Below are 13,580 nucleotides of genomic sequence, written 5' to 3'. Positions count from 1 at the left end.
TTTCACACGATCTTAATTAAAATATAACACCAAATAGTGAATATATAGATAAAAAAATTTTCACAACCTCCATAAGTGATACCTATTGTTACTTACAGTTAGATGCAACTAATAAATCAAAAAGACAATAGATTTGATGTGTATTTTTGGAGTGAAATCTGTGTATTTTGTGTATTTGAGGTTATTTTTTCTACAAAATAACTTCCTACCACTACAATATCAACCTTTCCTTCAAGTGCTTTAATTTGAGAGCTAGAATTAATACCAAAGCCTAGTGCTATTTTTTTGCGAGCATGAGCTTTTACAAACTCTATCCATTCAAATAAATCTTGATTGATTTGAGTTTTTTTCCCAGTGGTTCCTGTTCTTGCTACCACATACACAAAAGGATCTGAAGTTCTTGAAAGTTTTTTTATTCTCTTAGGACTCATTCCAGGTGCTATGAGTTCAATCACTTTAAAATCTTCATTGCTAGCAATTTTTCTTAAATCTTCATCTTCTTCAAATGGGAGATCGGGCACAATAAGGCCTTCTGCTCCACACTGTTTTGCTTTTTTGACAAATTTTTCGATTCCGTAGGCGTAAATAGTGTTTGCATAGGCTACGATTAATATTTTGCTAGAAGTATTTACCCTAAGATTTTTGATAATCTCAAATCCATCTTGAATATTAAAACCATTGACTAATGCCTGATGGGAAGCATTTTCAATGATTGGCCCATCAGCATTTGAATCAGAGAAAGGGAACTGAACTTCTAAGTATTTTGCCCCACCTTTACATATCCCAATTCCTGCTTGAATGCTGATTTCTTTAGTTGGATAACCTGCGATAATATGACCCATCAATATATTTGTTTTTTTATATTTCATTTTGAATCAATCCTTAATTCTTGCATTCTCGCAATCTCTTCTTTTAGGAATTTTACCCAATCTTTAGGGTTGATAGTTTTTGCTGTGATAAATATATCTTTATCTCCTCTCCCAGAGATGTTAGCGATGATTTTTTTGTTTTTTACTTTTTGGGAAATGTTTATCACTTCTGCTAGAGCGTGAGATGATTCTAAAGCAGGAATAATGCCTTCGTGTTTGGCAAAAAATTTCAATGCTTCAATAACCTTGCTATCAAGTGCTGAGGTAAATTCAATTCTGCCAATTGTTCCTAGATAGGCTAATTGAGGGCCAATTCCTGCATAATCAAGTCCTGCACTGATAGAATGAGTAGGGGAGAGATTGCCTTGGTTATCTTGTAAAAAAATACTTTTATAACCCTGTGCTATGCCTTTTTTGCTATTTTTGCTCATTCGGGTGGCATTTTCACCTACCTGATTCCCAATGCCTCCAGCCTCCACGCCAACAAGACGAACACTTTTATCATTTACAAACTCGCTAAAAAACCCTATTGAATTACTTCCTCCTCCAACACACGCTATCATAATATCAGGAAGAGTTTCAAAATAATCTTTGCATTGTTTTTTAACTTCTTTTCCAATGATGCTTTGGAGATCTCTTACAATGTCGGGGTACGGATAAGGGCCCAATGCACTTCCTAATACATAAAACGTCTCTGAACTTTCTTTGCTCCATACTCTCAAGGTTTCATTGACGGCATCTTTGAGTGTTTTTGTACCTGAAGTTACGCTAATAACCCTTGCTCCAAAAAGTTCCATATTAAAAACATTGGGTCTTTGTCTTGCAATATCAATTTCTCCCATATATACTTCACAGCTAAGACCTAGCTTTGCAGCCGCTGCAGCAGTAGCAAGTCCGTGTTGTCCAGCTCCTGTTTCAGCGATGACTTTTTTTTTCCCCATCTTTTTTGCTAACAAAACTTGTCCGACAGCGTTATTTATTTTGTGTGCACCTGTGTTGGCAAGTCCTTCAAACTTTAGAAAAATTTCATTTCCTAAAATTTTTGAAGCATTTTTTGCATATATTAGAGGGGTAGGACGTCCCACAAAATGTTTTAATAAATCTTTGAGTTCTCTTTGATAGGTTTTGCTTGGAAATATTTTTTTATACGCATTTTCAAGATCAAGAAGTGCAGGACGCAATATCTCAGGGATGTATTGTCCGCCAAAATTTTTTGCTTGACCAAAAAACTTATGATGAGATTTTAAGGGTATTTTTTCCATTGTTTTTCCTATTTAGAAGCTAATTTGATGGTGTTGATGATGTTTTTTAGTTTATTAATATCTTTTTTCCCTATACTGGATTCTATTTTTGAGTTGATATCAAGCATTTTTGGTTTTAAAGCTAGAATGTCATGAATATTGTCTTCCCCAATACCTCCAGCAATAAATAAATTTTTGATTGTATTTTTTAATTTTTGAAGTTCAGTTAGTGAAATACTCTTACCGCTACCGCCTCCAAGCGTGGTTTTGGAATCAAGCAAAACAAAAGGTGAAATAGTTTCTTCTGGATAATCTGAAATATTTTCAAAATTCACGCAGACATAGAAATTAAAATCAGCTTCTTTGAGATTAAAGCCACCAAATTCATTACTAGAAGAATCATAGCTATGAAGTTGTAAGCCATCTAAAATTCCTTCTTTAAAGAGCTCTTTTGCACGGATAAGGGAATCTTTTTTATTCATAATAACACCTACTTTTAAAATCTGAGGATAGAGTCTGCTAAGAGCTTTTGATATTTCTTTGATAGATTTTTGATCTTGATATCTTGGGCTTTGATCCGCCATAATAAATCCAATCAAATCTGCTCCAGCCTCTGCACAAGCAATAGCATCATCAATGTTTGTAATACCGCAAATTTTAATGAGAGGATAGGGGGTGCCATAAAGACTTTTAAAAATTTGTGGGAAAAAGGAACTTTTTTGTTTCTTGCCTTTTTGATAAGCCTTGATGAGGTTTGGAAGATTTTTACCTTCATTTTTTACTAAGTAACTCCCACAAAGCATTCCATCAAATCCAAAACTCCCAACAAGATACCCATCAAAACTTGAATCTATACCAGATTCAAAAATAGTTTTGATATGGCCTGGAATGAATGTTTTGAGATTCAATGCTTTATTTTTATCAATATCAAAAGTGTTCAAATTTCTAGAATTAATGCCCAAAATAGATGGATTTAACTTGAGAGCAAAATCACATTCTTCTTGATTATGTATTTCAAAAAGTGGCGTTAGGGAATAGCTTTTGCATTCAGATAAAATTTTTTGAAGTTCTTCTTCTTTTGTTTTTTCACCCATAAACATCGCAATGATGATGAGTATCATATCGGCTCCAGCTAGATATGATATTTTTATTTCCTCAGCATATTGAATGAAATCCTTTCTTAAGATAGTGGCATTTTTGAAGGTATTTTTGACCGATATAAGATCTGCTAGAGTTCCGTTAAAGTAATCTTCTTCAGTCAGAATAGAAATAACTTTTGCACCGTTATTTAGGTATGTTTGTGCCAACTTGATAGGGTTTGTGATTTCTCCAATTTGTCCTGCTGAAGGCGAACATCGTTTTATTTCTGCAATCATTAGAGGCATATTTGGATCAAAATTTGGAGGACATAGTGGAACTTCTCTTTTTTCAGGGATATTCTGACCAAAGCCAAAGCCCAAATTAGAAATCTTGAGATCCCTTTTTTGGGTTATTTTTTTTAAAACCTCTACCATTGCGATTTTATCCTTTTAAAGATGAAATTTAGTATCCAAATAATACACATAAAAAGCTAAAATAAAGTCTCTTTGCACAAATAATTGGGTATAATCGCAGAGATTTGTATGAAAAATAGGAGTAGAACTTGGAATCGCAATTGATGGGATTAGCGATTGAAACTTATAAAATCACTTTGATTATTTCTCTGCCTATTCTTTTGGCAGGATTGATTGTGGGATTGTTAGTGAGTATTTTTCAAGCGACAACCCAAATAAATGAAATGACACTTTCTTTTGTCCCTAAGATTTTAGCAGTTATTGGCGTGATTATTTTAACGATGCCTTGGATGCTTAATATGCTTTTGGATTACACAAGGACATTGATAAATCTTATACCGAAGTTTGTTTTATGATAAAGATGATTGATTTTTCAAAATATTCTAGTATAAAAATCGGCTCTTCTTTGCCTGTAAAAGTTATACAAAATCTTCAGGATATAAACGAAGATCTTCAAATAATTGGCTATGGAAACAATCTATTAGTTTCTCATGAGGCAAAAAATATTGCCATATTGGGGGAAGATTACGACTATCTTTTGGATAAAAATGATTTTATTGAAGTGGGTGGTGCAACGAGTAGTGCAAAGATTTATCGACATTTTAAGGATTTAAATCTCGCAGGATTAGAATTTTTGCGTACCTTACCTGGAAGTCTTGGCGGACTTGTTAAGATGAATGCAGGAATGAAAGAATATGAAATTAAAAATGTTTTGGATTGTGTGTGTATTGATGGGAAATGGGTTGATGTGAATAGTCTTTCTATGGGTTATCGCAGTAGTGATATAAAGGGTGTGATACTAGCAGCAAGATTCAAAAAAATATCTGGTTTCAGAACTGAATTGGTCAAAACATTTGAAACGATGCGTTCTTCACATCCAAAAAAACCAAGCTGTGGAAGTTGCTTTAAAAATCCTGAAGGAAATTTTGCAGGAAAATTATTGGAATCTGTAGGTTTAAAAGGATATAATATAGGGGATGTTGGTTTCTCAAAAGAACACGCAAATTTTTTAATCAATCTTGGAAAGGGTAGTTTTGAAGATGCTATAAATTTGATTGATTTAGGCAAAAAAAGAGTTTTTGATGAATATGGTGTCAAGCTTCAAGAAGAAGTTATAATAATATAAAAGGAGGATTCATGAGACAAATTTCTAAAATGATTCTAGCAGGTTCTTTGTTTGGTATTGCCTTAGATGCTCTTGAGTTTGGATCTATGGGAAATATTTCTTCAAGTATGGGGGGAGCAGGGGTTGCCCTTAGAAATTCACAGTGGGCACTTTATTATAATCCTGCATTGCTTGGGATGGATAGAAAATCAAGATTTGCCTATAGTTTTGGCACTAATGTTAGAGAAACCAATTTGCTGAATTTGGCAAATGTAAAGGTAGATGATATAAAGAATATCTCTATTGAGGGGAATTCAAGTTCTTCGGTTGGAGGTGCTATTCTTGCCGGAGCTAGTGGTGTCTCTGGTGGAGCTGATGATGTATTTTCTCAGCTTGGCGATATTAAAACTTTGTTAGGAAATGCTATTGGCGGAGCAGAGGGCGATAAAATCAAAAATGCTGCAAGCATAGATGATGCAATAGCGCAATTTAAAGCTGCCACAACTCTCTCAGATGGCTCCTTGAATGCTAGTGGTTATAATGCTTTTAATTATCTTCAAGGTCAGATACTTGATGCGATTGACAAAAGTGGCGATAACACAGGTATTTTAAAAAATATTATCCAAAATTTAACTCCTGAACAAGTCAATGGAATCGCTGATTTAGCCAATAAAGGTCAAAATGGAAATATTAATGTGAATGATATTTTAAATACACTAGGAACTGTAAAACTGACTTCTAGTCCCGATACTGAAAATCTTATCAAAAGCCTAGATATCATAAAAAAAGCATTGGATAAAAATGATTTGAGTTTTAATACTCAAAATGGACTAATAGGGCAGATAGGAGGGAATGGAGTTGATGGAAGAGGTGCTATTGCTTTTGGTATATTTGGAAGTGCTTTTTTCTCTGCTAATGCAAGTTTTGATCCTACCCATAATCAAATTATCACTTCTTCAGATGGCAACTATGTGAGAATAGATGTGAATAATAATGATATTACCTTAAGTAATTCTAATAAATCAGATTATGATAATTATTCAATCCTAAGTGATGATGCAGAGCATCACATACAAGCTACAGATTTACTTTTGGGAGAAATACCAATTGGTTATGGACAAGCCTTTTATACACCTTTTGGAAATCTTAGTATAGGCTTTGCGGCTAAATATATCTTTGCATTTGGTCAGAGCGTGAATCAAAAGGGATCTTTTAATACCATTTCTGATGGTATAAATGTAGGTAGTGTTCCAGCTCCTCAAAATACATTTGGTATAGATATTGGGGGTTTATATAATTATAAAGATTTAACCGTAGGTATTGTGGCAAAAAATATCAATGCTCCCGTCATTTCGCTTGGCAATAATCAAAAAATCATTCTTGAATCGCAAGTTCGTGCGGGAATTTCTTATGAATGGCATTTTTTATCTCTAGCTATGGATATAGATCTCAAGCCTAATAATACTCTTTCATATCTTTCCCCAAAAAATCAAATGATTGGTGGGGGAATTATGTTTGATTTTAAATATGTTGATTTCCGTTTTGGAAGTATGTATGATTTTCAAAGTCAAGCAGGGGAGGGCGTGATACTCACTGGGGGAATTAATATTTTAGGTTTTTTAGATCTAGCACTTCAATCAAATCTTAAATTAACAGATATTTCAGGATCTCGTGTTCCAAGTTATATTAGCTTGAAACTTGGTGGCGGGTTTAGTTGGTGAGGAGAAAAAATGCCCTATGTTGATATAAAAGTCGGTGGAAAGCTTAGTGCCGAGCAAAAACGAGAGATTGCTAGAGATGTTTCTGAGTCTTTGCAGAGAGTGGCACGAAAGCCAAAAGAGAGTGTGTATATTAGTTTCACAGAATTTGATAGGGATAGTTTTGCTAAGGGTGAGAAGCTTTTGACTGATTTAGATGCACAACAGAAAAAAGTCTAGATAGAAAAATCACAAACTTGGTTTTTGAGATTTAAATCTCGCTTTAATCGGTTATATTTCACTAGCTATTATTTCGGCTTGTTTTACCACTGTTTCTGTTGCTAGAACCTGCATATTCGGAGGATAACCAAACTCTCTCAAAGTTCTTTTGATGGTGGTTCTTAATTTTGCTTGAACACTTTCTTTAATAGTCCAATCAATACGCCATCAGCACTCCTAGCTTGGCATCTCCTAAGGAAATATTTCCTATGAGATCTATGAGTTCCCCTAAGGCTTTTGGATCTAGGTTTTTTGGGAGGACATCTTTTAAGGATGGATTTTCCTTTTCGATCTGATCCATCGCATCATCGAGTATTTTTCCGATATTTGATAATTTTGCACTGTTTTGGAGATGATCCCACCTAGCACTAGGAGGGACGAAGAAGACATTTTCGGCTTTGTATTCGTCTTTATCCTCTTCATCCCCCCCCCCCACAGCATCTTTTTGATCTAATAGGGAATTGTAAAGTTCAAGGAAACTATCAGAGATATATTTTAGAAATACAAGACCTAGCACGATGTGCTTATACTCAGCAGCATCGATATTTTTTCGGAGTTTATCAGCACTTTTCCAAAGGGTTATTTAGAGCGATTCGGGTTGATTTTTTTGTTTTGCCACAGTAATTTCCAATGATTTTTTTGCGTTGATTATATCTCAAAATTTAATTTTTTAAAATACTTTTAAAAAATATCATTGATGTCATAAAGACCATTTTTTTGATTGATAAGCCATTTGGCAGCTTTTAAGGCTCCTTTTGCAAAGGTTAGGCGGGAAGTTGCATTGTGGGTGATCTCTATGTATTCCCCATCCATATAAAATCCAATAGTGTGCCTCCCTGCTACATCCCCGCCTCTTAGACTCATCAGTGCGATTTCATCGTTGCTTCTTTGGCCTATATTGCCATCTCTGCCAGATATGCGAATTTTGTCAAAATCAAGCCCTCTTGCTTTTGCGCATTTTTGCCCGAGCGTGAGTGCTGTACCGCTGGGGGCGTCTTTTTTGTATCGATGATGAATCTCGCAAATCTCTATATCAGCTTCTTTAAGCGTTCTAGAGAGCATAGTGGCCACTTCTCCTAACATTGCAATTCCTTGAGACATATTAGTAGCATAGAGTATGGGCATACTCTTGGAGAGTTTATCTATGGTTTTTAGTTCCGAATCTCCTAGCCCTGTTGTTCCACATACGATGGGTTTTGGATGGGAAGAGAGAGTGGATAAAAGTGTTTTGGTCGCTTCTGGAAGTGAAAAATCAATAATGATATCAGAATTTTGAACGAAGGTTTTTAGATCGTTTGTGACCAAAATATCTTTTGAGAGGGAAATATTTAATTCCTTGCGAATAAAAATACTGCCTAACTCTAATGACTTATCTTCTTTGATTTCTTCTAGGAGTAGTTTTCCTACTCTTCCAGTTGCACCAAATACACCTATTTTCATTATATTTCCTAAATTATTTGTGAGAATCAAGGTATGCTATAGCTTCAAGTCCTGCGGTTGCTCCATCTCCAGCTGCACAAATGACCTGTTTTGAGGCCTTTGTCCGAATATCTCCCGCACCAAATAAGCCTTCAATATTTGTTCTCATATTCAAATCCACAATCATTGATCCATATTGATCGCATTCACATAGCATCGTGCCATTACTTTGCTTGAGAATATTGTTATTAACCTCATAGCCTACAAATATGAATATGCCAGGTACATCAAGTTGGGTTGTTTGGTTTGTTTGAATGTTCTTGATAGTTATAGAATTCACACCGCCATTATCGCCTTTGATTTCTTCTACAGTCGCAGGAGTAATGAATTGGATTTTTTCATTTTTTTTGGCATGTTCTACTGTGATAGGCGCTGCTCTAAATTCTGATCTTCTGTGGATAACATAGACTTTTTTACACATTTTTGTCAGATAGATAGCTTCTTCAAGTGCTGTATCACCACCACCTAGCACGGCAACCTCTTTATTTTTGTAAAAAAATCCATCGCAAGTAGCACAGGTGCTAACTCCTTTCCCCCAAAATTCATCTTCGCCTTTGATACCTGTTCTTTTAGGTCTTCCTCCGGTTGTAACAATAACGCTTCTAGCCTCAACTACTTTGCCATCGTTTTGGAAGATTTTGAATATTTTGCCTTCTTTTGTTATGGTAGAAACCTCTACCATTTCGTGCTTGAGTCCAAAACGAAAGCACTGTTCTTGCCAGGGCTCCATAAAATCTAGACCACTGAGGACTTCTTTTACTCCTGGGTAGTTTTCTATCTCACTGCTTCCAGTGATTTGACCCCCAGGCATTCCTTTTTCAAACAATACAACATCTTTGATACCTCCTCTTGTGGCATAAAGTCCAGCAGATAATCCAGCAGGACCTCCACCAATAATTGCTAAATCAATCATAAAAAGCCTCCGATAAAAATTTTTATTTGATAAATATGTTAGTATTGAATCATAAATGATGAGTATATAAAAGCCCGTGATCTAGATCACGGAAAAATTAGGATATAGAATCGATTTTATCTTTTAGAACTTGTTTGGATACAGCACCTGTGATTTGATCTACAACCTCTCCATTTTTCATAAAAATAATAGAAGGGATGCTTCTGATCCCATATTTTGCAGAAAGTTCATCTTGTTCATCTGTATTGACCTTGCAAATAGCAACTTTACCTTCATATTCTTGTGCTAATTCATCAATCACAGGAGCTAACATCCTGCAAGGACCACACCAAGGAGCCCAAAAATCAACTAGAGCCACGCCATTTTTTGTTATAGTATCAAAGTTTTCTTTTGTTAATTCTATGTATTTACTCATTTTCTTCTCCATTATTTAAATATGGCGTTGATTATACATAAAAAAATATAAATTTTAAATATCATATGAATAATTTTTATAAAGTGATATTTTCTATCAAATTAATGTCTTCGTCTTTGATGATAAGTGCATCAATGCAGTAGGTTGTTTGGGGATCATATTGGAGTAGATAATATTGGATTGTCTTTATAATTTTAGACATTTTCTTAGGTGTGATTGCGTATATGGGCTCAAAATTCTTGCCACTTTTGACTTCAATGAAATGAATGATTTTGCTTTTTAGTGCAATGATGTCTATTTCACCATATTTAGATGAAAAATTCCTCTGTATGATTTCATAGCCATTTTTTTGTAGATATTCACAAGCCAAACTTTCTGCGTAAAGACCCTTTTTCCTACTCATCTTCAATTCTTATGATGTAGGGTTCTTGAAGAATAGAATCTAATTTTTTGATTTCAGTAATCGTATTTTTAATAGCATATTCAGTTGTGACATGAGTGGCAAAGAGTATTTTTGCACTATTTTTTTGTTTGGATTCTTTTTGCAAAAATGCACTGATAGAAATATTATTTTTACTCATTATAGAAGCAATTTGTGCGAGAACACCAGGCTTATCAATAGCTAGTAGTCTTATATAATAATGACTTTTGATAGAGTCTTTGGATTTTAAACTAAGAGGTGTGTGAGGAGAGTTTTCAAATCCTAACATCAATGAACTTTTCCCCCTAATGATTTCTATAATATCGCTAATAACAGCACTTGCCGTTGCATCACCTCCCGCTCCCGCTCCATAATATAGAGTTTCACCAACCCTATCGCCTATAACACTGATTCCATTCATCACACCTTCAACTTTTGCAATCATCTGATTTTTATTGATCATCGTTGGATGAACTCTAAGCTCAACTTCATTCCCCTCTTTTTTGGCAATTCCTAAAAGTTTGATGGAATAACCAAATTCGTTTGCAAATTCAATATCATCAGAGTTGATAGATTCAATACCTTCTATGATGATGTCCTGAGGTTTGGCATCAATTCCATAAGCTAGTGAAGCTAAAATTAATAATTTATGACCAGCATCTATGCCATTAATATCTAAACTAGGATCAGCTTCGGCATAACCTAACTTTTGAGCTTGAGAAAGAGCGTCATTAAAATCTTGATTTTCTTGTATCATTTGAGTGAGTATGTAGTTGCTTGTACCATTTAGAATTCCTTTGAGTGCTAAGATATGATTAGCTCCTAAGCCATCTTTTAGTGCTTTGATGATGGGTATTCCCCCACACACGCTTGCTTCAAAACCAATGGGAATATCCTTGGCAATTTTTTGTAAATCATATCGATGATAAGCCAACATAGCTTTATTTGCCGTGATAAGTGCTTTTTTATTTTGAAGTGCTTTTTTTGCTATCTCATAAGCTTCTTCCACTCCTCCCATTAATTCAATAACAATGTCAATTTCATCATCTTTAAAAATCTCATCAATATTATCACTCAAAGGAATATTCACATCTCTTGCTTTTGATAGATTTCTGATGACCCCTTTTTTGACTACTACATTCGCACCTGCTCTTGCAGAAATAATTTCCTTATTTTCTTGTAGGATCTTTATCACGCTAGTTCCTACAACGCCCACGCCAATAACACCAATATTGATATTTTTCATCATTTTAAACCTTGATTATGAATAATTATTTTGTAATTTTAGCCAAACTCTTAAGCTAGTATTTGAGCTTTTTGCTTAAAACTTCTTTGATTTCATCAGGAGTTGCATTTTCTATTGCCTCAAATGAACCAAAAAAATCTAATAATTTCTTTACGCTTGTTTTACCAATACCTTTTTTCTCCAAAAGAGATATTTTGTGCATATCTTTTTGTTTTTGTTGGCGGTGAAAAGTGATGGCATATCGATGAACTTCATCACGGAGTTTTTGTAAAAACTGAAGTCTTTTGTCTGAAGGTTTTAGATGAAAAGTTCTCTCAAGAGTATATATAGTGTCTTTAGCACTTCCTTTTGCACGGTGGGCTTTGGAGTCAATTTTTTCTTTGGCGATACCTATAATGTCAATATCCACTCCAACACTTTGAAGGATATCTCTAGCTAGATTGATTTGAGCTTTTCCTCCATCTATAATCCAGAGATTAGGCGGTGCTTTTTTGGAGAAATCTTTGGCACGTCTAATCAACATCTCTTTGATTTGGGAGTATTCATCTTTTCCTTCCAAAATATAACGCCTGTAGCTATCTTTGATAAAATTCATATTTTCATACACAACCATACCTCCTACGATATGACTACCAGAGTGATGGCTTGTGTCAAATACTTCTATCACAAAAGGAATCTCATTGAGGTTTAATAATTCTTTTAACTCCAGCAATAAAGTGTCTTCAAGATAACTTCTAGAGCTTTGAAGTCTTAAAATTTCATTGGCATTTTTGAAAGCAAGTTCAATGAGATTTTTTTTGTCTCCTTTTTGAGGAATCAGGATTTGGATTTTTCTTTTACAGTGATTTTGAAGAAACTCTTCTAATTCGTTAATATCTTCTTGTGAACTGATAGAAGGTATGAGTATTTGATCTGGAGGGAGTGGAATTTCTTCTTTGTAGTGGTTGATTATAGCTTGTTGATAGATAGAATTTTCATCAAAAGCATACTCAGATTTGATGTGTTCAAAGTTTGAAGATACAATTTTTCCATCACGCATAAAAAGCTTTGATAAAATAGCATTTTTTCCCTCATAAGAGAGGGCAAAAATATCCAGATTATAGAGTTTTGCTAAATCTATATTTGAAAAATTCTCAATACTTTGTAGTTTTTTGATTCTATCTCGATAAATCATCGCTTCTTCAAATCGCATTTTATCTGAGAGGGAGATCATTTTTGATTCCAATTCACCTAGGAGTTTGTTTTTATTTTGAATTAAGTTGATAGCTTGAGTGATGATTTGATGATATTCAGATGCACTAATCTTTCCTTCACAAGGGGCAGGACAGCGTTTTATCTGATAAAATAGACAAGCTTTTTTTCCATTCAAACAAGCTCTTTTTTGCACAAGAGGTAATATCTCATACAAACTATCTAGGATTTCTCTTGATCCTGATGTGTATGGTCCAAAATATTTGACATTTTTATTTTTGATGATTTTTCTAGTGATTGAAGGTGTTGGGAATTCCTCAGACATATCAATATAAATATAAGGATAAGTTTTATCATCTCGCAATAAAATGTTGTATTTTGGCTTGAGTTGTTTTATCAGAGAATTTTCTAAAATAAGTGCATCTTGTTCGTTTTGTACTAGCAGGGTTTGAAGATAGGCTATCTGAGAGACCATCATTTGGATACGATGGCCATTGGATGGATTGGGAAAAATTTTATCATTTTCTATTCTGAAATAACTTTTAATGCGATTTTTGAGATTTTTTGCTTTACCAATATATAAAAGCTTGTTATGTTTATCATAGTATTGATACACACCGCTAGTGGTGGGAAGATTTTTGATTCGTTCTATTAAAGAGGCATTCAAGCATCATCTCTTAAATTTTTTAAAATCAATGCACGGATAGACTCAAAAATTTCATACAATTGTGGGTTTTTTGTTAGATTTAAAAATTCTCCATTAGAGTTTTCGTTATAAGGTTCTGATCTATCTACATTTTCTTGTGTTGATGATAGAAAATTATGCTGCACAAAGCCTAAAATTTCAGGACTTGATGAAATAAAACTAAAAAAATCTGGATAGTTTTTTAAACTCTCTTTTATATCATTACGAATATAATTGTTGAACTCAGCACAAAATCCCTGATGGTTGAATGCAAAAAGTAGGCGATTGTTTTTGTATGAGATATATAGGAGTGATTTTCGCATTTCAAGCGGCAAAAAGAGCTTGATTTTATCTAGCTGTGAGCACTCTTGCAACTTCTTGAAAGGTGCTTGATTTTTGATATTGGAGATGATACTTTGAGAACTTTTCATATCTTGATTTTAACATATTTATTATTTGTTTTTTATGGTTGTGGCTACAAGGCTG

At 34.2% G+C, this 13,580-nt stretch carries 14 protein-coding genes and 1 pseudogene; 4 read left to right on the top strand and 11 right to left on the bottom strand.

Annotated elements, in window-relative coordinates; genetic code table 11:
• Positions 1-116: 116 nt before the first annotated feature.
• From trpA to BKH42_RS01425, 3 genes are read right to left on the bottom strand one after another with little or no spacing between them, the layout of a single operon-like run.
• Complete coding sequence (gene trpA / locus BKH42_RS01435; RefSeq protein ID WP_095294066.1) at positions 117-869, bottom strand: tryptophan synthase subunit alpha; 753 nt, start codon at positions 867-869, stop codon at positions 117-119.
• The gene (gene trpB / locus BKH42_RS01430) at positions 866-2,131 is read right to left on the bottom strand and encodes a tryptophan synthase subunit beta (RefSeq protein ID WP_095294064.1); all 1,266 of its coding nucleotides are present in this window, start codon (positions 2,129-2,131) and stop codon (positions 866-868) included. The genes trpA and trpB overlap by 4 nt, the downstream gene beginning before the upstream one ends.
• Positions 2,132-2,139: 8 nt before the next feature.
• On the bottom strand, positions 2,140-3,624 hold the full coding sequence (locus BKH42_RS01425; RefSeq protein WP_095294062.1) for a bifunctional indole-3-glycerol phosphate synthase/phosphoribosylanthranilate isomerase: 1,485 nt from the start codon (positions 3,622-3,624) through the stop codon (positions 2,140-2,142).
• 128 nt (positions 3,625-3,752) lie between these two features.
• Here BKH42_RS01425 and fliQ point away from each other — a divergent pair, with 128 nt between their 5' ends.
• Genes fliQ through BKH42_RS01405 form a run of 4 tightly spaced genes read left to right on the top strand, consistent with a single transcriptional unit; the run spans position 3,753 to position 6,705 of the window.
• Positions 3,753-4,019, top strand: a complete 267-nt coding sequence (fliQ, locus tag BKH42_RS01420) for a flagellar biosynthesis protein FliQ (RefSeq protein WP_095294060.1) — start codon at positions 3,753-3,755, stop codon at positions 4,017-4,019.
• On the top strand, positions 4,016-4,789 hold the full coding sequence (locus BKH42_RS01415) for a UDP-N-acetylmuramate dehydrogenase (protein ID WP_095294058.1): 774 nt from the start codon (positions 4,016-4,018) through the stop codon (positions 4,787-4,789). Before fliQ ends, BKH42_RS01415 begins: the two co-directional genes overlap by 4 nt.
• Before the next feature lie 11 nt (positions 4,790-4,800).
• Positions 4,801-6,489, top strand: coding sequence for a conjugal transfer protein TraF (traF, locus tag BKH42_RS01410; protein ID WP_095294056.1), 1,689 nt, complete (start codon positions 4,801-4,803; stop codon positions 6,487-6,489).
• 9 nt (positions 6,490-6,498) lie between these two features.
• Entirely contained in the window at positions 6,499-6,705 is a 207-nt protein-coding gene (locus tag BKH42_RS01405; RefSeq protein ID WP_095294054.1) for a 4-oxalocrotonate tautomerase family protein, read from the top strand.
• A 235-nt stretch (positions 6,706-6,940) separates the two neighbouring features.
• Here the strand turns inward: BKH42_RS01405 and BKH42_RS01395 are convergent.
• The 8 genes and pseudogenes from BKH42_RS01395 to BKH42_RS01360 all read right to left on the bottom strand — a co-directional run.
• A pseudogene (locus BKH42_RS01395) lies at positions 6,941-7,327 on the bottom strand (type I restriction-modification system subunit M N-terminal domain-containing protein); the annotation flags it as partial.
• Positions 7,328-7,425: 98 nt separating this feature from the next.
• Entirely contained in the window at positions 7,426-8,187 is a 762-nt protein-coding gene (gene dapB / locus BKH42_RS01390; RefSeq protein ID WP_095294405.1) for a 4-hydroxy-tetrahydrodipicolinate reductase, read from the bottom strand.
• A gap of 10 nt (positions 8,188-8,197) precedes the next feature.
• Positions 8,198-9,136 carry a thioredoxin-disulfide reductase gene (gene trxB / locus BKH42_RS01385; protein ID WP_095294048.1) on the bottom strand — a complete coding sequence of 313 codons (939 nt, stop codon included), beginning with the start codon at positions 9,134-9,136 and terminating at the stop codon, positions 8,198-8,200.
• Positions 9,137-9,233: 97 nt separating this feature from the next.
• A complete protein-coding gene (trxA, locus tag BKH42_RS01380; protein WP_095294046.1) occupies positions 9,234-9,551 on the bottom strand; it encodes a thioredoxin in 318 nt (105 codons plus the stop codon).
• A gap of 76 nt (positions 9,552-9,627) precedes the next feature.
• Positions 9,628-9,954, bottom strand: a complete 327-nt coding sequence (locus BKH42_RS01375) for a YraN family protein (protein ID WP_095294044.1) — start codon at positions 9,952-9,954, stop codon at positions 9,628-9,630.
• Positions 9,947-11,221: a homoserine dehydrogenase gene (locus tag BKH42_RS01370; RefSeq protein ID WP_095294042.1), complete on the bottom strand. Its 1,275-nt coding sequence runs from the start codon at positions 11,219-11,221 to the stop codon at positions 9,947-9,949. The genes BKH42_RS01375 and BKH42_RS01370 overlap by 8 nt, the downstream gene beginning before the upstream one ends.
• Before the next feature lie 52 nt (positions 11,222-11,273).
• On the bottom strand, positions 11,274-13,076 hold the full coding sequence (uvrC, locus tag BKH42_RS01365) for an excinuclease ABC subunit UvrC (RefSeq protein ID WP_257874221.1): 1,803 nt from the start codon (positions 13,074-13,076) through the stop codon (positions 11,274-11,276).
• Positions 13,073-13,525, bottom strand: a complete 453-nt coding sequence (locus BKH42_RS01360) for a hypothetical protein (RefSeq protein WP_143428546.1) — start codon at positions 13,523-13,525, stop codon at positions 13,073-13,075. The genes uvrC and BKH42_RS01360 overlap by 4 nt, the downstream gene beginning before the upstream one ends.
• Between the last annotated feature and the right edge of the window lie 55 nt (positions 13,526-13,580).

Origin of the sequence: Helicobacter sp. 13S00482-2 (assembly GCF_002272795.1) — a bacterium.
Lineage (GTDB): Bacteria > Campylobacterota > Campylobacteria > Campylobacterales > Helicobacteraceae > Helicobacter_J.
Note: the sequence above shows the minus strand (reverse complement) of the source record. Positions and strands in the feature narration are given on the sequence as shown.